Origin of the sequence: Kushneria aurantia DSM 21353, from assembly GCF_000382245.1 — a bacterium.
Classification (GTDB): Bacteria; Pseudomonadota; Gammaproteobacteria; order Pseudomonadales; family Halomonadaceae; genus Kushneria; species Kushneria aurantia.
Genome location: NZ_KB907866.1, coordinates 139,110 through 158,178, shown reverse-complemented (window position 1 = coordinate 158,178; position 19,069 = coordinate 139,110). Strand labels below are relative to the sequence as shown.

Sequence of the window (19,069 nt, the reverse complement as noted above, 5' to 3'; positions counted from 1 at the left end):
CCTATTCGCGGCGCTCACGGGCAGCTTTCTGAATACGCCTGGCATGGCCGGATCGGTCAGCGCTGGCAGGCAGCAGCCAGCGCAGTATCAGACGCCGCAGACGCACCACGAACTGCTCCTGGAACAGGATACAGAACATCACCGTGAGCACCAGGTAGAGCGGATAGAGCCATATCGAACGCTCCCCCGCTGCCGCCAGACAAAGCCGCAGGCTATCGACACAGAGTGAGGGCTCGCCGGCGAGAATCTGCTCGCTGCGGGAAAAAATCGTATAAATAGGCACATGCAGGGCGAACATCGGCAGCGAAGCGCCGCCCAGTCGGCCGGCAAACCTTGCCAGGCGCGCGCTGCGGTGCATCGGCATATGTACGAAAATATACAGCAGCGCGAGCTGGGCGCTCATCAGCAGACCATTGTGCAACAGATAGTACCAGGTATGGCCCCTGCGGATCAGCCAGCTCGCCACGACACAGTTCAGCGCCACATAGAGGGCCAGCGCCAGCAGACCGCGCCAGCGCAGCAGTTGCCCGGCGTTGCGACGCTGGTAATAGAAACTGCACAGCAGAATACCGGCGATGAACTCGGGTAGCCGAATGAGGGGATTGCGATGCAGGATACCGGTCTCCGGCATGCCGTAGTCGGTCGTCGCAATCACCAGCAGCGGCGGCAGCAGGTAAATCAGATTGTTCAACGCCATCGCCGTGCGGGTGCGTCTGATGCGCATCAGACGCGGCGCAATGAAGGGAAACAACAGATAAAAGAAAAAGAGCGCCGACAGCGACCAGGAGGGTGGATTGAAGGTCAGGTACCAGGGATTCCATGCATGCAGCATGAAGACGTTGAGCGCCACGTTGAACCACAGTTCGGGGTCATCCATGGTGTGTCGCAGGACGTCGGGATTGAGCGCGCCGGTATCGTTGTTGACGTCATAGAGCACGAAACGCAGCGAGGCGCCGGCATCCTGGGCGGTAAGCGCCAGATAGCCCACCAGGGTCGCGATCGACATCGCCAGTATCATCGAGCCGATATGGATCGGATAGAGATTGGCGAAACGCTTTTTCATGAAGCTCGACGCCGGCTCGCGCATGTCAAAGCGATCGTCGAGATAAACGTGGGCAAGCAGAAAGCCGGAGAGAATGAAAAAGCTGCTGGTAGCAAAAAACCCGATACCGGTGACGTAACCCGACCAGCTTCTGACCTCGGGATAGTTGTGCAGGGTATGGAAAATGACGATATAGAAACCGAGAAAAAAGCGCAGCCACTCAAGCCCTATAAACCTTTCCTTTGCAGAAGCCATGGTCACTATCCGCCTGATCACCGAAAGACCGTGCCGGCACAATCGCAACATGCGCAAAGCATGGCAGGCATTGTACCGACAGGAGCAAGGCAACATACGTAGCCGCGAGGCACAAGTCCACCCCGATCCTCCTGGACTTTAGCCGGCAGGGATGCGCTATCGAGCGGTGGTTCGATATACAGGGATGAGGCGGAAAACGAACGCTGCCGCACCGGGCGGCAGCGACAGAGCGTTGGAGCGGTTACATTTTGCCCTTGCCCTTGATCAGCGACACCAGCCACAGCAGTATCACTGAACCGATGATCGCCACGACCAGTGAACCGATGATGTTGTTGGTGCCCACTCCCAGCAGGCTGAAGATAGCGCCACCCAGTACGGCGCCCACAATACCCACGACGATGTTACCCAGGATACCGAAGCCGCCGCCGCGCATGATTTTACCGGCAATCCAGCCGGCCAGGCCGCCGATGATCAGCCATAGAATAATGCCCATGTCGTTCTCTCCTTTTGGACTTCCCTGAATGATAGGCTGGCGCGTTGATGCACAATCAATGCATGCTGTCCGCAAGGGCAATATAGCCTCTACAGCCCGTTTCGCCAGCCCCTGACATTCAGGCGCAGAGGGCCGGCTTCAATTAAACTGTGATCGATTCGACATCGCCGGAACTATTGCTGAACAAGGACGCTTCATGCCGCTTTCGCTGCCCGGATATGCCGGCGACTGGCTGGAACGCGGTCTCGACCGACAGCTACGGCTGGCCGTCACCGGCCTGTCCCGCGCCGGCAAGACCGCCTTTCTCACTTCACTGGTCAATCAGCTGCGCCATGCCGGCCTGGATGCCCGCCTCGAGCTGATGGGCTGCGTGCGCGAGGGGCGCCTGCTGGGCGCCATGCGTCAGAGCCAGCCGGACCTGTCAGTGCCGCGCTTTCCCTATGACGAAGCGCTTGCCAGCCTGGAAGGTACGCCACCCGGCTGGCCCTCGCCGACTCGCGGCATCAGCGAACTGCGCCTGTCGATCCGCTACAAGAGCCGCGCCGGCAGCCGCCATCTGTTCGGTGAGCAGCGCAGCCTGACGCTGGATCTGATCGACTACCCCGGCGAGTGGCTGCTCGACCTGCCCATGCTGCAGCTTGACTACTGGCAGTGGTGCGAACAGATGGCCGGTCAGCTACGCGGGCGCAGGCGCTCCTACGCCGAGGACTTTCTGCGCCACGCCGAGCGCCTCGACCCTGCCGCCGATGCCGATGAACAGCAGCTCGCCGACATCAGTGCCCGCTACGCCGACTCGCTGGCCAGTGCTCGCAACGAAGGCGGCTATACCTGGGTGCAGCCGGGACGCTTTCTACTGCCCGGCGAACTCGACGGCGCGCCGGTACTGCAGTTCTTTCCCCTTCCAGCCATTGCCGAACACTCGCGTACGGCACTCGACGCCCTGCCCGCCAGCAGCAATTACCAGACGCTGGCGCGGCGCTTCGAGCACTACAAGCGCACCGTCATCACCCCCTTCTATCGCCAGTACTTTCGCCGCTTCGACCGCCAGATCGTTCTGGTCGACGTGCTGTCGGCGCTCAACGCCGGCCCCGATGTCTTCGACGATCTGCGCCAGGCCATTGCCACTCTGATGCAGAGTTTCGACTACGGTAACCGCAGCCTGCTCTCCAGACTTTTTCAGCCGCGTATCGACCGGCTGGCGATCGCCGCCACCAAGGCCGATCACGTCACCCCCGAACAGCACGCCAACCTGCTGTCGCTGGTCGAGGCGCTGATGGCCGAACCGCTGCGCGATCTGCGCTACGCCAACATTCCGGTCCGGGCGCTGTCGCTGGCCGCCATTCGCGCCACCAGTGCTCGTCAAGTGGAACATCACGGCGAGCGCCATGCGGCGCTCAAGGGCACCACTCTGGACGGCGAAGAGGTGCTGATGTTCCCCGGTGAGGTGCCATCGCGCCTGCCCGATGCCGACTTCTGGCAGCGTCAGGGATTCGACTTCACTGCCTTTCGACCGGCGCCGCAGGCCGCCGGTGAGGCATTGCCCCATATCCGCATGGACAGCGCCCTCGACTGGCTGCTGGGAGACAAGCTGCGATGAGCGACCCAAGACCCGGCAAACGCTTTACCTTCGAAGCGGGATCAGCCGGTGACGCCCACAGGCGCGACGATCGAGAGGCACTTTTTACGCCAGCCGACCCGGCGCCCGGCGAGCGCTATAGCCTCGAAGCGGTGCATCATCCGCTGGAGGAGCCGACCGAAACGCCGGTTGACAGCGCCCTCGATCGCGCTCTGGCGCATCCGCGCAAGCGTCACCGCGGGCTACTGACGGTGCTGCTGGGCACGCTGATAGTAGGCGGTGTACAGGCTTTCGAGACACTTTCCAACGCCTGGCTCGGCGGTGACCTGCTGGCCGGCGCCTGGAGCGTACTGGGGCTGGGGGTGATCACGCTGGCCGCCAGCGCCCTGGGACGCGAACTCCTGAAGCTGCGCCGGCTCAGGCGTCACGCCCGCCTGCGTGAAAGGGTCGAGGCGCGCCTCGACGACGACAGTCTCGACGGTAGAAAGATGCACGCCCTGTGTGACCGGCTACGCCAGCAGATGGGCCTGAGCGACCGCGACCCGCACTGGCAGGACTTCAAAAAAGCCCATCAACAGCACCACGATGCCACTGAAACCCGGGCACTGTTTGCCCACTACGTGCTGGCGCCGAGGGATGCCAGGGCACGCGCGCTGATTACCCGCATGTCCGGCGAGACCGCCATGCTGGTCGCTATCAGCCCGCTGACCATTACCGATATGGGGCTGATGGCGTGGCGCAATCTGCGCATGATCGATCGTCTGGCTGATCTCTATGGCCTCGAACTGGGCTACGCCAGTCGCCTGACGCTGTTTCGCACCGTGCTGGCCAACATGGCTTTCGCCGGTGCCAGCGAAATCGCCACCGAAGCGAGCATGGACCTGCTCTCCATGAACCTCGCCGGCAAGCTCTCCTCGCGCGCCGGCCAGGGGCTGGCCAGCGGTCTGCTGACCGCGCGGCTGGGCATTCGGGCGCTGAAAATGCTGCGCCCGCTGCCTTTCGAGGACGAACGAGCGCCCAAAATCAGCGACCTGCGCCGTCAGCTGTGGCAGCAGATGAAAAGAGTCGATGAGGGCAAGCGCGACACCCCTTGAACTCGACCGCCTAGAGCCCGAACAGCGAGCGCAGTTTCACCGCCACCCCGGCGTCGACGTTGGCGCCGATCATTTCCGCGTCCGGCGTCTGCAGCAACAGCTGCGGATTGGCGTTCTCCACTGCGAAGGCGCGGCCGGCAAACTGCAGCATGTCGGCGTCGTTGAGGTTATCGCCAAAGGCGACGGTCTGCTCGCTCGATATTCCCAACCGCTCGGCAAGGTGCGCCAGCATTTGCCCCTTTGAGGCGCGACGGTCCATCACCTCCAGCGAGTTCTCCAGCGAATAGGTGATATAGGCGCGCGCCTCGAACTCGGCGCGAATGCGCGTCTCCAGCGCCCCCAGAAGACGCGGCTCGCCGATGAACAGCACCTTGCCGACATCGTCATGACCCACCTGCGACATCGGCGTGACCTCATAGGTAAAGCCGGTGCTGTGGTGAAAATCGAGCAGCGCCTGCTCATGGGCGTCAATCAGCCAGCGGTCGCTGGTGTAGAGATTGACCCTCACTCCCGGCGGCACGTCCATCGACAGCAGTGAAGCGACGATATCCGGCGGCACAAGAATTTCGCGCAGCAGTTCGTCGTCGGGCGAATAAAGGTGCGCGCCGTTGGCCGAAATGATATGTGCCCGCACACCCAGCATGCGGCGCACCTCGCGGATATCCTGGTAATGGCGCCCGGAGGCGATCGCGAGGTGATGCCCCTGGCGTTCCAGCGCGCGGAAGGTATCCACCGTCAGATCGTCGAGATCGTGGGCGGCGTTGAGCAGGGTGCGGTCCAGATCAGTGACGATCAGATGGGGGGTCATGCGATCTCCGCGGTTGAAGTAATTGAAGTACGTGGTGAAACCATTATAGCGCGTCACGATCTACACCGGCGTGGCATTGCGCGCCAGCAGTAGCGCCCCTTCGACGCTGCTGCCCTGCGGCGAGACCAGTCGTCCCGACAAAGGCGCCGGCAACCAGGGCATCAGTGGCGCCGCCAACCCTCCACACAGCGCCAGCGGCAGGGTGCCTTGAGGATCAAGGGCAGCGCACATCAGTGCGATCTCCTTGCCGGCCTGCAGCAGCAACGTCCGCGCCAGCGGGTGATCGGGGTGGGCCAGCAGCACCGGTGCCAGTGTCGCGAAACGCGTCTGATCGGCACTGGAGAGCCAGCGCACCAATGCCGCCACGCTGTCGACCGCCTCGCCGCCCTCGCCCATGCCTGCACTCAGGGCCCGTGACAGCGTATCCGGTACGGCGCGACCGTCGAACACCTTTTGCACATGGGCGCTGGCGCGAAGCCCCAGCCAGGCACCGCCTGCTTCGTCGCCGGCCGGAAAGCCGTAGCCGCCCACACTCACTCGTCCGCCATCGGCATATAACGCTTCGCCAATGCTGCCGGTACCCAGTGCCACGATCACCCCGGGCGCACCCCCATGGGCACCAATCAGGGTAGTAAAGGCGTCGCTTTCGAGTCGCAGTGCGGCCGGGTGCGGCGCAGCGGCCATAAAGGCTTCGCGCCAGTGGCTCTGGTTGGCTCCCGAAAGCCCCAGCACCAGCCGGCAGCGCGACAGCGGAACGTCACAGCCCAGCCGTCGCTGGGCCTCGCCCAGCGCCTGCGTGATGGTCCGCCAGGCTTGCCTGACGCCCAACCCCAGCGCTGTGGGCCCGGTAAGCACCTCGGCGCGCCGCCCATCCAGCTCGGCAACCAGGCGCGTGCCGCTACCACCACCGTCAACGCCGGCGAACAACACGGCAACCCCGCTCATGAGTCTCCATTCCCCTGGCAAGGTGCCTTGTGGAGCGCAATTTGCCGGCCGGCAACCTGTACGCAGTGTACCTCGAGTCGCGGCGACAGGCAGACCAGGTCGGCGCGCCGACCGACAGCCAGTTCGCCGCGGTCGCTCAGCCCCAGATAGCGCGCCGGACGGGTCGAGAGCCAGGCACTTGCCTCGGCAACCGAAAGCCCCAGCGACACCAGGTTGCGCAGCGCACGATCCATGGTCAGAGCACTACCGGCCAGGGCGCCATCGGCCAGCCGGACCGTTTCGCCGCACTTGTAGACGCGCTGCTCACCGAGACGGTACTCACCATCCGGCATGCCGGCAGCTGCAGTGGCATCGGTCACCGCATAAAGGTTGGAAATCGCGCGTCGCGCGGCCAGCAGCGCCCCCATCTCGACGTGAATCAGATCGGCGATCATCTCGCAGTAGTCGGCATGCGCCAGCGCCGCGCCGACCACGCCGGCATCGCGGTGATGCAGGCCACTCATCGCGTTGTAGAGGTGAGTGAAGCCGCTGGCGCCAGCCGTCAGCGCTGCGCAGCAGCAGCCATAATCGGCGGCGCTATGACCAATCTGCACGCGCACGCCACGCTCGCTCAGCGCCGCAATCAGGGCCGTATGGCCATCGATCTCGGGTGCCAGCGTCACCACCCGAATCGGTGCCAGGGCATCAAGGACATCGAACTCCGCAAGGGTACCCGCGCGGGCATGGGGCGGCTGGGCACCGAGACGATCGGGATTGATGAAGGGGCCTTCGAGATGAATCCCCAGTAGATCGGCGCCATCCACCGGCGGCGCCCTCATGATCCGGCCGGCATCGGCCAGTGCCGTTTCCAGCGTCTCTCGTGTGGCCGTCATGCTGGTGCCGAGCAGACTGGTGGTACCGAAGCGGACGTGGGCGCAGGCAAGGGTCGCCAACGACTCGCCGCCTTCCATCAGATCGGCGCCACCACCGCCATGAACATGCAGATCGATAAAGCCGGGCAGGATAATATCGCGATCATTTGTGCCCGGATCGACCGGCTCACCCTCGATCGCGGTAATCACACCGTCGCGCCAGACGATGTCGCCCAGCAGCCAGCCATCGGCGGTGAGAATATTGCCGCCGAGGCGCTGCTCGCCGCCGTATCCCTGCCACTCTGCGCTCATGGCGCCGTCCCCTCTTCCATCATCAGAATATTGATCCACGATAGGCGCAATCATGACCACTCGTCATCTGCTGCGGGTGGTTAAATGACACAACCTTTGCCAGACTCGATCGACCAGGTAGTTAGTCGACTATCTAAAGGAGTGACTCAATGTCCAAAACACTGGTAATCGGCGCCAACGGTCAGATCGGCCGTCGTTTCTGTCAGCAGGCCGCCGAGAACGGCGAAAGCGTGCGCGCCATGATACGCGACGAGTCGCAGCGCGGCTTTTTCGATGCACTTGGCGTGGAGTGCGCCATCGGCGACCTTACCGGCGAGATGGCGGCCGCTTTCGAGGGCTGCGATGCGGTGGTGTTCACTGCCGGATCCGGCCCCTCGACCGGGCCCGACCGCACCCTGATGATCGATCTCAACGGCGCTCTGCGAAGCGTCGACCTGGCCCGCGAGCACGGTGTCAAACGCTTTGTCATGATCTCCACCCTGCACGTCGACCCGCTACAGGGGCCGGAGAAACTCAAGCCCTATCTGGCCGCCAAGCGCGCCGCCGATGCCTACCTGATGGCCAGCAGCCTCGACTGGATTATACTGCGTCCCGGCCGGCTCACCGACGAAGCGGGCAGCGGCCGTGTCACCTTCTCGCAGGCACACTCTCCCGGCGGCGAGGTATCGCGTGACAACGTGGCAAGCTTTGCCCGCGCCATCGTGAAATATCCCGAGCCAGAGCGTGAGTACACCCTGCTGGATGGCAATACCCCCATCGCAGAGGCGCTTGCACAGGGCTGATCGCGCCGTTTGCCGCGCCGGCCCTCCCTTTCACCCGGCGCGGTGAGCGCTTATAGTGGGCGCCCGATTTGCCAACCGATGAACGCAATGTTTTCCAACAACGATCAGCTCGCTCAGCTCAAACAGCAGATGCGCGCCAGCACTCCCCGCGTGCAGGGCGTGATCAAGGCCACCGACAAGGGTTACGGTTTTCTCGAGACCGACGACGGTCAATCCTTTTTCGTGCCTCCCCCGGCCATGAAGCAGGTGCTGCATGGCGATCGGGTCGAGGCGGTGCTGCACGAAGAGAACGAACGCAAGAGCGTTGAGCCGGAGAGCCTGATCGAGACCGCCATGACGCGCTTTATTGGCCGGGTCAGAAAGCGCGAGGGCAAGCTGTCCGTGATTCCCGATCACCCTTCGATCAATACCGGTCTACGGGCGCGCACCCACCGCTCGATCGAGGAGAGCGATCTCAACGAGGGCGACTGGGTCGTGGCGCGGCTGCTGCGTCATCCGCTGCGCGAGAATGACCGCGGCTTTTTCGTCCAGATCGATGAGCTGATCGCCCCGGCGGCCCATCCGGCGGTGCCGTGGCGAGTGACGCTGGCACGCCATGCGCTGGAGCAGGCCTCGCCACAGGCGGGCAGCGACTGGGCAATGAGTGACGACGGGGCGGAACGCGTCGATATGACCGCCACGCCCTTTTTCACCATCGATAACGCCTCGACCACCGATATGGACGATGCGCTGGCGGTCGAAACCCTTGATGATGGCGGCTACCGCCTTACGGTAGCGATCGCCGATCCCACCGCCTATGTGCAGCCGGGTGACGCCGCCGACCGCGAAGCCCGTCAGCGCGCTTTCACGGTCTATCTGCCGGGTCAGAATGTCACCATGCTGCCCGAGCCGCTGGCCGACGATCTCTGCTCCCTGAAAGAGAACGCCGATCGCCCCGCACTGGTCTGCACGCTGGATATCGGCGCCGATGGTGCAGTGGGCGACTACCGCTTCCAGCAGGCCACCGTGCGCTCCCACGCGCGTCTCACCTACGAGCAGGTTTCGGACTATCTGGAAGCGCGAGAAGCCGGCAGCGAGCCCGTTTGGCAGCCCGAGTTCGAGCGCGGCGCCGAGCAGCTCGAAGCGCTGGCGGCGGTCTGTGGTGCGCGCCAGCGCTGGCGCATGCAGAACGCCATCGTGTTTGCCGATCGCCTCGACTATATGTTCCGCCTCGACGAAACCGGGAACGTGCTGGATATCGTCACCGAGCCAAGGCGTATCGGCCACCGCATGATCGAGGAGGCGATGATCGCCGCCAACGTCTGCTGCGCCGATCTGCTCGCCCGCCATGTCGGCCACGGTATCTTCAACGTCCACCAGGGGGTTGCGCCGGAAAAGGCGGAGCAGGCACAGGCGTTTCTGGAAAGCCAGTCGGTAACGGTCGATCCCGCCCAGTTCGGCGATATCGCCAGCTGGCGCGAACTGCGCCAGCAGCTCGACGCGCACAATGATGCCTGGCTCGACGCCCGTATGCGGCGCTTTCAGGGTTTCAGCGTAATGCAGACCGAGCCCGGCCCACACTTCGGCATGGGGCTTGCAGCCTACGCGACCTGGACTTCGCCGATCCGCAAGTACGGCGATATCGTCAATCATCGCCTGATCAAGGCGGTGCTGCGTGGCGAAAGTCCCACTGAGGCTGCCGACAGCACGCTCACCGAGCATCTGAGCGAACGCCGTCGTCTCAATCGGCTGGCCGAACGGGACGTACGCGACTGGCTTTACGTACGCTTTCTGGGCAGCGCCGTCGAGCAGGGCACAGTCTACGAGGGCGAGATCGTCGATATCCGTCGCGGCGGCCTGCGGGTGCGGCTGCCGGCCAACGGCGCCTCGGCTTTCGTGCCCGCCTCGATGCTGAGCAGCGATCGCGACAGCCTCGCCATCGATGATCGCGAAGGATTGATCACCATCGGCGGCGAACTGCGCTATCGCCTCGGCGACACGGTCAAAGTGGTACTGATCGAGGCCCGCGAGGAGACTCGCTCGCTGGTCGGCCGACCGGCCTGACACGTTGCCAGCAGCGCCACGGCGTGTGTCCACGACACCGTGGGCGCACGTCTGCGCTGCAGTCATCCTGCTGAAACATTATAATGCACGCCTGCCGGTGGGCTTCGCCCTGCTTCAGCCGGTGCAATTCGTAGGCTCGGAGGTATCGGCGTCGTGCATATTGCCGACATGACCATGTTTTATGCGCCTTCCAGCGGAGGCGTGCGCACCTATCTCGATGCCAAGCGTCGGCGTCTCAACGCCATGCCGGGCATTCGTCACACCCTGCTGGTGCCCAGACAGCCCGGTGAGCGCGACGAGGATACCAGCCGCTATCGCGTTTCGGCCTCGCCGCTGCCCTTCAGTGGCGGCTATCGGTTCCCTCTCACAAGAGAGCCGTGGCGACGCGCGCTGCTTGATCTACGCCCCGACCTGATCGAGGCAGGTGACCCTTATGTGACCGGCTGGGCCGCCATTGATGCGGCGCGTCAGCTCGATATCCCGCTGATGGCTTTCTACCACTCCGATCTGCCCACCATGATCAGCAACCGCTCGGGACGCTGGTCACGCCCCGTAATCGAGAACTACATCAAGCGCCTCTATAGCCACTATGACCGGGTGCTGGCTCCCAGCCGCATCATGGCCGAGCGGCTTGAGCGTAACGGTATAGAAAGGGTTCATGTGCAACCGCTGGGCGTCGATCTGCAGACCTTCCATCCGCGCTATCGCGATGCCGCTGTCAGATCCGAACTGGGACTCGATGAATCGACCCGATTACTGATCTTCGCCGGCCGCGGCTCGCAGGAGAAGAACATGCACATCCTGCTGGAAGCGATGCGACGACTCAAAACGCTCGACGCCGAACATCCCTACCATCTGCTGATGGTGGGCTCTTCAATGCCCACCCGGGTGCCGGACAACGTCACCGTGATCAATCACTTCTGCCCCGCCAGCGAGATCGCCCGCTACTTTGCCAGCAGCGATGCACTGCTCCACGCCGGCACCCAGGAGACCTTTGGACTGGTGGTGCTGGAGGCGATGGCGTGCGGCACGCCGGTAGTCGCCACCCGTGCCGGAGCGCTGGCCGAGAACGTGCCGGAGAGCTGCGGCGAACTGGCCCACCCGCTCGACGGCGAAGATATGGCCCAGCGCATCTGTACCCTCTTCGAGCGTGATGGCGAAGCCCTGGGTGAGCGCGCCCGCGAACATGTCGAGCGCCATCACGACTGGGATATTGTGGTCCGCGGCGTACTGGGGCACTACCGCGAACTGCTGGGCGTCACTGCTCCCGAGGCCACGAGCGTGCAGCATGGCTGAACGGGAATTCGCGCTGGTACTGCACGATATCGCGCCCGAGACCTGGCCGGACTACGCCGATTTCGTCGCGGAGGTCGACCGCCTCGGACGAATTCCCATCAGCTGGCTGGTAGTCCCCGACTTTCATCATCGCAGTAACACCTTCGAGGACGCCGAGCTGCTCGCGCTGCTCGACCGCCGCCGTGAACAGGGTGACGAGCTGATTCTGCACGGTTTCTACCACTGCGACGATGGCGCGGCGCCGCGCACGCCGCGCGACTGGTTCATGCGCCGTTTCTATACCGTCGAGGGCGAGTTCTACGCCATCGGCCATGACGAGGCGCAATCGAGGCTGGCGCACGGCGAAGCACTGTTCGCCGAGCGGGGCTGGCCGCTGCACGGCTTTGTCGCCCCGGCCTGGCTGTTGAGCGCCGGTGCTCGAGCGGCACTCAAGCGCCGTGGCTTCGCCTATACCAGCGACCCGGGGCATCTTTATACGCTACCGGAAGACCGCCCGATCGCCGCACCGTCGCTGGTGTGGAGCGCCCGCAGTGGCTGGCGGCGCGGCGCCTCCTGGCTGGTCAACGAGCGCGCACGAAAACGCCATCGACATCAACCACTGCTGCGGCTGGGGCTGCATCCGGTGGACATGCGCCATAAAATGTCGCGCCGCTGGTGGCTGGAAACCCTGCGCCACCTGCTCGACGAGGGCTATCGCCCCACCACCAAGATCGATTGGCTGCAGCGTCGCGGTGTCGTACCCAATTCTGACATGACAGCCTGATGTTGCTGGTCTACCCTACGTCCGTTTCACTGACGCCAACTGCCCGTAATGCCTGATGAATAGAACGCTTTGGCTGCTGCTGGCAGGACTGATCGCCGTACTCGCCATTCCGCTTACCCTGGGTGGCACCGATCTTCTCCACCTGCTCTCCGGTTTCCCACTCTCGCTGCTTGCGCTGATGCTGGGCATGGTGCTGCTCTGCTGGGTAGCCAACGGTGCCAAACTGCGCCTGCTGTTGGCGGGCCGAGCAGGCAGACTGGGACAGACCCGCGCCACCGGCATCGTGATCGCCTCCGAATTCGCTTTCAGCGCCACCCCCGGCGGCAGCGGCGGCCCGCTGACGCTTATCGCGCTCTTGAATCGACATGGCGTGCGCCCGGCACAAACTACCGCCATCTTCGCGATAGATCAGATCATCGATCTGCTTTTCTTCCTTGGTGCCATGATGTCGATGATGATCTATATCATCAGCCGCTCTCTGGACGCCCGGCTCGGCTGGCTACTGGCACTCCCCATGTCGATACTGGTCGTTTTGCTGGTGACAGTGCTGCTGATGGGCCGCTATCACCGCCAGGTGCTGCTGCTCAGCGGCCGCCTGCTGGGCCGCCTGCGGGTGCGGCCACGCATGCGGCGCGCCATCGCGCGGCGTATTCTGACCTTCAAGCAGGCCTTTACCGAAACCCTGCGCCTGCCCTGGTGGGCGCTGGCCGGTGCCTTTCTGCTGGGGCTGGTGCACTGGCTTTTACGCTACAGCGTGCTCTATATCACGCTCTACGGGCTGGGTCAGCACCTCGACTGGGTCTGGACCTTTCTGGTACAGATGCTGTCGATGGCGGCCGGCCAATTGACCCTGCTCCCGGGCGGTGCCGGCGGTGCCGAACTCTCCGCCTCTGCCCTGCTGTCGCCCATCGTGGGCCAGAGCACCGCCGCTGCCGCCATCCTGATCTGGCGTGCGGTGACCTACTACTTTTACCTGATCGCCGGCGCCCCTGTATTCATGCTGCTGGCCGGTAAACCACTTTTGAAGCGCATCATGTCCGGGCGCAGTGAACAGGCGTAGCATGGCGGCTGTCGGCGGAGAAGATTGTTCCGGGCATTACTCGCGCTCGCTTCAGCGGCAAGGCTTCAACGTCAAGGAGTGTCGCCATGGCAAAGGAGATCGAGAGCCCCTGCGTCTCGGTATGTCAGTTAAAAGGCAACCTGTGTACTGGTTGCGGCCGAAGCAGAGACGAAATTCGTCGATGGCAGAGTATGAAACGCCCCGAGAAAATGACGACACGGCAGAACGCCGCCGCTCGTATGAAAAAGCTCAATAGAGGCAAACGCCAGGGATCCTGATCGCTTTTTCGACGCCTCTCCCTCCAGCCCGGACAAAAAAAGGAGGCCCGCAGGCCTCCTTTAACGCTCAATAGCACCAGGGCTTACCAGCCGGCGGCTTCCTTGAGCTTGTCACCGATCTCGGCCAGCGATCGAACGGTTTTCACACCAGCACTCTCGAGCGCCTGGAACTTGTCATCGGCAGTGCCCTTGCCACCGGCGATGATGGCACCGGCATGACCCATGCGCTTGCCGGGAGGTGCGGTCACACCCGCGATGTAGGCGACCACCGGCTTGGAGACGTGCGCCTTGATATACTGCGCTGCTTCCTCTTCGGCCGTACCACCGATCTCACCGATCATGACAATCGCCTCGGTTTTCGGATCCTTCTCGAACATCTCGAGGATGTCGATGAAGGTGGAACCCGGAATCGGATCGCCGCCAATACCCACGCAGGAGGACTGGCCGAAACCGTGGTCGGTCGTCTGCTTGACCGCTTCATAGGTCAGCGTACCCGAACGCGAGACGATACCCACCTTGCCGGGCTTGTGAATGTGGCCCGGCATGATGCCGATTTTCGACTCGCCCGGCGTGATCACGCCCGGGCAGTTGGGACCGATCAGGCGTACGCCCAGTTCGTCGCACTTGACCTTGACATCCAGCATGTCCAGGGTCGGAATGCCCTCGGTGATGCAGATAATCAGCTGGATACCGGCGTTGGCAGCCTCAAGGATCGAATCCTTGCAGAAGGCTGCCGGCACGTAGATCACGGAGGCCTCGGCGCCGGTCTGCTCGACCGCTTCACTCACGGTATTGAATACCGGCAGACCCAGATGCGTCTGACCGCCCTTGCCGGGCGTCACGCCACCCACCATATTGGTGCCGTACTCGATCGCCTGTTCGGAATGGAAAGTGCCCTGACCACCGGTAAAACCCTGGCAGATCACTTTGGTGTTCTTGTCGATGAGGATACTCATTACTTGCCCTCCGCTGCTTTAACCACCTGCTGCGCCGCATCGGTCAGGCTGGTTGCTGCGATAATGTTGAGGCCGCTGTCGGCAAGCTTCTGCGTGCCCAGCTCGGCATTGTTCCCCTCGAGGCGTACGACCACCGGGACGTTGACACCCACCTGCTCGACGGCGCCCATAATACCCTCGGCGATCATGTCGCAGCGCACAATGCCACCGAAGATGTTGACCAGCACGGCCTTTACGGAGGTATCGGAGAGGATGATCTTGAAAGCTTCCGCCACGCGCTCTTTGGTCGCGCCGCCGCCAACGTCAAGGAAGTTGGCCGGCTGACCGCCGGAAAGCTTGATGATATCCATGGTTCCCATGGCAAGGCCGGCGCCGTTGACCATGCAGCCGATATTGCCGTCGAGCGCCACGTAGTTCAGTTCCCACTTCTGGGCGTTGGCCTCGCGCTCGTCCTCCTGACTGGGATCGCGCATCGCTTCCAGATCGGGATGGCGATAGAGGGCGTTGCCGTCGAGATTGATCTTGGCGTCGAGGCAGTGCAGGTCGCCACTGCCGGTGATGACAAGCGGGTTGATCTCGAGCAGAGCAAAGTCTTTCTCGGCGAACATGCGCGCCAGACCGAGGAAGATTTTGGTGAACTGCTTGATCTGATTCTTGTCGAGACCCAGATCGAAAGCCAGCTCACGCGCCTGATAGGGCTGCGCCCCCACCAGCGGGTCGATTTCGGCCTTGAGGATTTTTTCAGGCGTCTCCTCGGCGACCTTTTCGATCTCCACGCCACCTTCGGTGGAGGCCATGAAGACGATACGGCGCGAACCGCGATCGACGACGGCGCCGAGATAGAGCTCGGTGGCGATATCGGTACAGTTTTCGACCAGAATCTTCGTCACCGGCTGGCCGTTGGCATCCGTCTGGTAGGTCACCAGCTTCTTGCCCAGCCACTGCTCGGCAAAGGCGCTCGCCTCTTCGGCGCTCTCTACCAGTTTGACACCGCCGGCCTTGCCGCGGCCGCCGGCGTGAACCTGAGCCTTGACCACCCAGCGGTCGCCACCGATTTTCTTGCAGGCCTCGGCCGCTTCCTTCGGAGTATCGACTGCATACCCCCGCGAAACCGGCAGGCCATAATCAGCAAATAACTGTTTTGCCTGGTACTCGTGAAGATTCATCGTCTCATGCCATTGGTTGCATTGGACCAGAATGACAGCACGCACGATGTCCTGTCGTGCGCCCTGACCCCACTCGCGGCACCGCCCGGTGCCGCGAAGCAGTCACCTCAATAGGGGGCGCGCGGTGGCACGCCCCGCATGACGGTCAACGTTTCTTGCGATTCGCCATGTGAATGGCGTGCCCCTCGACCGCCAGCGCCGCCTCGTGTACCGCCTCGGAAAGCGTCGGATGGGCATAGCAGGTCAGTGCCAGATCCTCGGCGCTGGAGCCGAACTCCATGCCGATCACACCCTGAGCGATCAGCTCACCGGCATGCTGGCCGATGATATGCACGCCCAGCACCCGGTCGGTGGCGGCATCGGTGACAATCTTGGCCATCCCCTCGGTGGCGTTGTTGGCCATCGCGCGGCCGCTGGCCGAGAAGGGGAAGACACCGCTTTTGACCTCGAAACCGTCTTTCTTCGCCTGCTGCTCGCTGAGACCCACCCAGGCCACTTCAGGGGCCGTGTAGATCACGCTGGGGATGGCATCGTAGTTCATCTCGGCCTTTTCGCCGTGGATGATATCGGCCACCATCATGCCCTCTTCCGAGCCCTTGTGGGCCAGCATTGGGCCGCGCACCACATCGCCGATGGCGTAAACGCCGGGCGCGTTGGTCTGACAGGTGTCATCCACCTGAATAAAGCCGCGCTCGTCCAGCTCGACGCCGGTGCTGTCACCCAGCAGGTTTTTGGTATAGGGCCGACGACCGACGCAGACGATCAGCTTGTCAAAGGTCTGCTCCTGCTCACCGTTGCTGTCGGTGTACTTGACCACTACCTCGTTATCCTTGATTTCGGTACCGGTCACCCGGGCACCGAGACGGATATCGAGACCCTGCTTGCCAAGCAGCTTTTTGGTCTCTTTGGCGATCTGTTCATCGACCACCGGCAGGAAGCTGTCGAGCGCCTCCAGCATGGTGACCTCGCTCCCCAGGCGGCACCAGACGCTGCCCAGCTCGAGCCCGATGACGCCGGCACCAATGACCCCCAGACGCTTGGGTACCTCGTCGAACTCCAGCGCTCCGGAGGAGTCGACGATCAGCCCCTCGGTCAGCGGCGCCGGCGGAATCTCGACCGGCACGCTACCGGTCGCCAGCACCACGTTTTCGGCCTCGTAGGTTTCGCTGTTGCCGTCGCTGTCGGTGACCTCGACTTTCTTGCCCGGCAGCAGTTTACCGGTGCCGTTCAGCGCCGTGACGCCGTTGGCCTTGAACAACGCACTGATACCGCCGGTCAGGTTGGTGACCGTTTTGTCCTTGCGCGCCATCATCTTCCCGATGTCGATGGCAACGTCGCCGGTCTCGATCCCCAGCTCCTCGTAATCGTCACGCGCTTCGACGAACTTGTGCGAAGTCTCCAGCAGCGCCTTGGAGGGAATGCAGCCGACGTTGAGGCAGGTGCCGCCGTGAACGGTCTTGCCTTCCTTGTTGGTCCACTTCTCGACACAGGCGGTTTTCAGCCCCAGCTGAGCGGCGCGAATCGCCGCGACATAGCCGCCTGGGCCGGCGCCGATGACGATGACATCATATTTGTCAGCCATGTTGATCCCTGTTCGGTTCCAGATCGACCGTCAGCCGACGGTCGGTGTCAAAACGAGCCGCCCGGCATGAGACCGGGCGGCAGGTACTGTCGTCACACATCCAGCAGGAAACGAGCCGGATCCTCGAGCAGCTCCTTGATCGCAACAAGGAACTGTACCGCATCCTTGCCATCGATCATGCGGTGGTCGTAGGAGAGCGCCAGATACATCATGGGACGCACCTCGACCTGACCGTTGACCGCCATCGGCCGCTGCTGAATCTTGTGCATGCCGAGAATGGCAGTCTGCGGCGGATTGAGGATCGGCGTCGACAGCAGCGAGCCGAAGATACCGCCGTTGGTGATAGTGAAGGTACCGCCCTGCATGTCGTCGATGCCGAGCTTGCCCTCACGACCACGCTTGCCGAAATCACCGATGTTCTTCTCGACATCGGCCAGCTTCATGGCGTCGGTATCACGCAGTACCGGCACGACCAGACCGCGCGGCGTGGAGACTGCCACACCGATATCCTGATAGCCGTGGTAGACGATATCGGTGCCGTCGATCGAGGCATTGACGTCCGGGAAGCGCTTGAGCGCCTCGGTGGCTGCCTTGACGAAAAAGCCCATGAAACCGAGCTTGACGTCGTGCGCCTGCTGAAAGGCATCCTTGTACTGACTGCGCAGCGCCATCACCGCGGTCATGTCCACCTCGTTGTAGGTGGTCAACATGGCGGCGGTCTGCTGCGCCTGTACCAGGCGTTTGGCAATGGTCTGGCGCAGGCGGCTCATCGGCACGCGCTCTTCCGGGCGCTCGCCTTCGACTGCCTTGCCGGCCGGCGCAGCGGCCTGACGAGCAACGCTGCCGGAAGCCGAATCGGCGCTTTTGCCACCACCGCTCTTTTTGGCAGAGCCAGCGTCGACGGCCTTCTGGACATCCTCTTTCAGAATGCGACCACCCTTGCCGGTACCGGCGATCTTATTGACATCGAGATCATGCTCCGCCACCAGCTTGCGCGCCGCCGGGGCCAGCACCTTGTCGCCGACCTTCTCGTCTTTTTCCTCGGCGTTGGCGTCGCCACTGGACGCCTCGCTATCGTCACCGCGCGACTCGGCCGAAGCACCGGCGGCATCGCCACCCCCCTCGCCAAACGTCGCCAGCACCTGCTCGGACTCGACCGAGCTGCCCTCTTCGGCAAGGATCTCGGTCAGCGCACCATCAGAGGGCGCGACCACTTCAAGCACGACCTTGTCAGTCTCGATTTCGGCCAGTACTTCATCACGCTTGACCGACTCACCGACCTTTTTATTCCAGCCGGCAACCGTGCCCTCCTGAACCGACTCGGGAAAGGAGGGCGCCTTGACTTCGACACTCTTGCCCGAAGCGGCCGGCTTACTGTCACCACCGGACCTGTCGTCATCGCCACCCGACTTTTTCGCGGAGCCGCTGCTCTGATCGGATGCTGTTTCTTTCTCTTTAGAGGCGCTGTCGTCGCTTTCAGCCCTGGCGCCACCGCTACCGGCGCCGAGTCGGCCCAGCACCTGCTCGGACTCACAGGTTTCACCTTCCTGAACGGTGATCTCTTCGATCGTGCCATCTTCAGGCGCCACGACTTCCAGCACCACCTTGTCGGTCTCGATCTCGACGACCAGCTCATCGCGCGAGACGCTATCCCCGGGCTTTTTGTGCCACGTCGCCACGGTGCCTTCGGCGACGGATTCGGGAAAGCTTGGCGCCTTGATATCTGTAGCCATGGTTATTCCTTCAAGTCCTCTTCTCGGTAGCCCG

General features: G+C 63.1%; 17 protein-coding genes. 8 read left to right on the top strand and 9 right to left on the bottom strand.

What is annotated here, in order from left to right:
• Nucleotide 1 precedes the first annotated feature (1 nt).
• Both H146_RS0105725 and H146_RS0105720 read right to left on the bottom strand, forming a co-directional pair.
• Nucleotides 2–1,297 carry an acyltransferase family protein gene (locus H146_RS0105725; protein WP_019950907.1) on the bottom strand — a complete coding sequence of 432 codons (1,296 nt, stop codon included), beginning with the start codon at nt 1,295–1,297 and terminating at the stop codon, nt 2–4.
• Between the two features lie 241 nt (nt 1,298–1,538).
• Nucleotides 1,539–1,790: a GlsB/YeaQ/YmgE family stress response membrane protein gene (locus tag H146_RS0105720; RefSeq protein WP_019950906.1), complete on the bottom strand. Its 252-nt coding sequence runs from the start codon at nt 1,788–1,790 to the stop codon at nt 1,539–1,541.
• Nucleotides 1,791–1,986: 196 nt separating this feature from the next.
• On the opposite strand from H146_RS0105720, the gene H146_RS0105715 reads away from it, so the two are divergent.
• Both H146_RS0105715 and H146_RS0105710 read left to right on the top strand, forming a co-directional pair.
• The gene (locus H146_RS0105715) at nt 1,987–3,387 is read left to right on the top strand and encodes a YcjX family GTP-binding protein (protein ID WP_019950905.1); all 1,401 of its coding nucleotides are present in this window, start codon (nt 1,987–1,989) and stop codon (nt 3,385–3,387) included.
• A complete protein-coding gene (locus H146_RS0105710) occupies nt 3,384–4,460 on the top strand; it encodes a TIGR01620 family protein (RefSeq protein WP_019950904.1) in 1,077 nt (358 codons plus the stop codon). The genes H146_RS0105715 and H146_RS0105710 overlap by 4 nt, the downstream gene beginning before the upstream one ends.
• Before the next feature lie 10 nt (nt 4,461–4,470).
• Here the strand turns inward: H146_RS0105710 and H146_RS0105705 are convergent, their stop codons facing one another.
• Genes H146_RS0105705 through nagA form a run of 3 tightly spaced genes read right to left on the bottom strand, consistent with a single transcriptional unit; the run spans nt 4,471 to nt 7,376 of the window.
• Nucleotides 4,471–5,268 (bottom strand): Cof-type HAD-IIB family hydrolase, encoded by a 798-nt coding sequence (locus H146_RS0105705; protein ID WP_019950903.1) that lies wholly within the window; start codon nt 5,266–5,268, stop codon nt 4,471–4,473.
• A 60-nt stretch (nt 5,269–5,328) separates the two neighbouring features.
• The gene (locus tag H146_RS0105700; RefSeq protein WP_019950902.1) at nt 5,329–6,213 is read right to left on the bottom strand and encodes a glucosamine kinase nucleotide-binding domain-containing protein; all 885 of its coding nucleotides are present in this window, start codon (nt 6,211–6,213) and stop codon (nt 5,329–5,331) included.
• On the bottom strand, nt 6,210–7,376 hold the full coding sequence (gene nagA / locus H146_RS0105695; RefSeq protein ID WP_019950901.1) for an N-acetylglucosamine-6-phosphate deacetylase: 1,167 nt from the start codon (nt 7,374–7,376) through the stop codon (nt 6,210–6,212). The genes H146_RS0105700 and nagA overlap by 4 nt, the downstream gene beginning before the upstream one ends.
• A 149-nt stretch (nt 7,377–7,525) precedes the next feature.
• Between nagA and H146_RS0105690 the strand changes: the two genes are divergently transcribed.
• From H146_RS0105690 to H146_RS20590, 6 genes are all read left to right on the top strand, one after another.
• On the top strand, nt 7,526–8,158 hold the full coding sequence (locus H146_RS0105690) for an SDR family oxidoreductase (protein WP_019950900.1): 633 nt from the start codon (nt 7,526–7,528) through the stop codon (nt 8,156–8,158).
• Between the two features lie 87 nt (nt 8,159–8,245).
• Nucleotides 8,246–10,201, top strand: a complete 1,956-nt coding sequence (locus H146_RS0105685; protein ID WP_019950899.1) for an exoribonuclease II — start codon at nt 8,246–8,248, stop codon at nt 10,199–10,201.
• A gap of 153 nt (nt 10,202–10,354) precedes the next feature.
• Nucleotides 10,355–11,497 carry an N-acetylglucosaminyl phosphatidylglycerol synthase gene (gene gpgS, locus H146_RS0105680; RefSeq protein WP_019950898.1) on the top strand — a complete coding sequence of 381 codons (1,143 nt, stop codon included), beginning with the start codon at nt 10,355–10,357 and terminating at the stop codon, nt 11,495–11,497.
• A complete protein-coding gene (gene gpgD, locus H146_RS0105675) occupies nt 11,490–12,260 on the top strand; it encodes an N-acetylglucosaminyl phosphatidylglycerol deacetylase (protein ID WP_019950897.1) in 771 nt (256 codons plus the stop codon). The genes gpgS and gpgD overlap by 8 nt, the downstream gene beginning before the upstream one ends.
• 55 nt (nt 12,261–12,315) lie before the next feature.
• Nucleotides 12,316–13,320, top strand: a complete 1,005-nt coding sequence (gene gpgF / locus H146_RS0105670) for a glucosaminyl phosphatidylglycerol flippase (RefSeq protein ID WP_019950896.1) — start codon at nt 12,316–12,318, stop codon at nt 13,318–13,320.
• 86 nt (nt 13,321–13,406) lie between these two features.
• A complete protein-coding gene (locus H146_RS20590; protein WP_083920787.1) occupies nt 13,407–13,598 on the top strand; it encodes a DUF1289 domain-containing protein in 192 nt (63 codons plus the stop codon).
• 83 nt (nt 13,599–13,681) lie between these two features.
• On the opposite strand, the gene sucD is transcribed toward H146_RS20590, so the two are convergent.
• The 4 genes from sucD to odhB form a co-directional block, all read right to left on the bottom strand.
• Entirely contained in the window at nt 13,682–14,554 is an 873-nt protein-coding gene (gene sucD, locus H146_RS0105665; RefSeq protein WP_019950895.1) for a succinate--CoA ligase subunit alpha, read from the bottom strand.
• Nucleotides 14,554–15,720 carry an ADP-forming succinate--CoA ligase subunit beta gene (gene sucC / locus H146_RS0105660; protein WP_019950894.1) on the bottom strand — a complete coding sequence of 389 codons (1,167 nt, stop codon included), beginning with the start codon at nt 15,718–15,720 and terminating at the stop codon, nt 14,554–14,556. Before sucC ends, sucD begins: the two co-directional genes overlap by 1 nt.
• Before the next feature lie 145 nt (nt 15,721–15,865).
• Nucleotides 15,866–17,302 (bottom strand): dihydrolipoyl dehydrogenase, encoded by a 1,437-nt coding sequence (gene lpdA / locus H146_RS0105655; RefSeq protein ID WP_019950893.1) that lies wholly within the window; start codon nt 17,300–17,302, stop codon nt 15,866–15,868.
• A gap of 92 nt (nt 17,303–17,394) precedes the next feature.
• Nucleotides 17,395–19,035 carry a 2-oxoglutarate dehydrogenase complex dihydrolipoyllysine-residue succinyltransferase gene (gene odhB / locus H146_RS0105650; RefSeq protein WP_019950892.1) on the bottom strand — a complete coding sequence of 547 codons (1,641 nt, stop codon included), beginning with the start codon at nt 19,033–19,035 and terminating at the stop codon, nt 17,395–17,397.
• Nucleotides 19,036–19,069 lie beyond the last annotated feature (34 nt).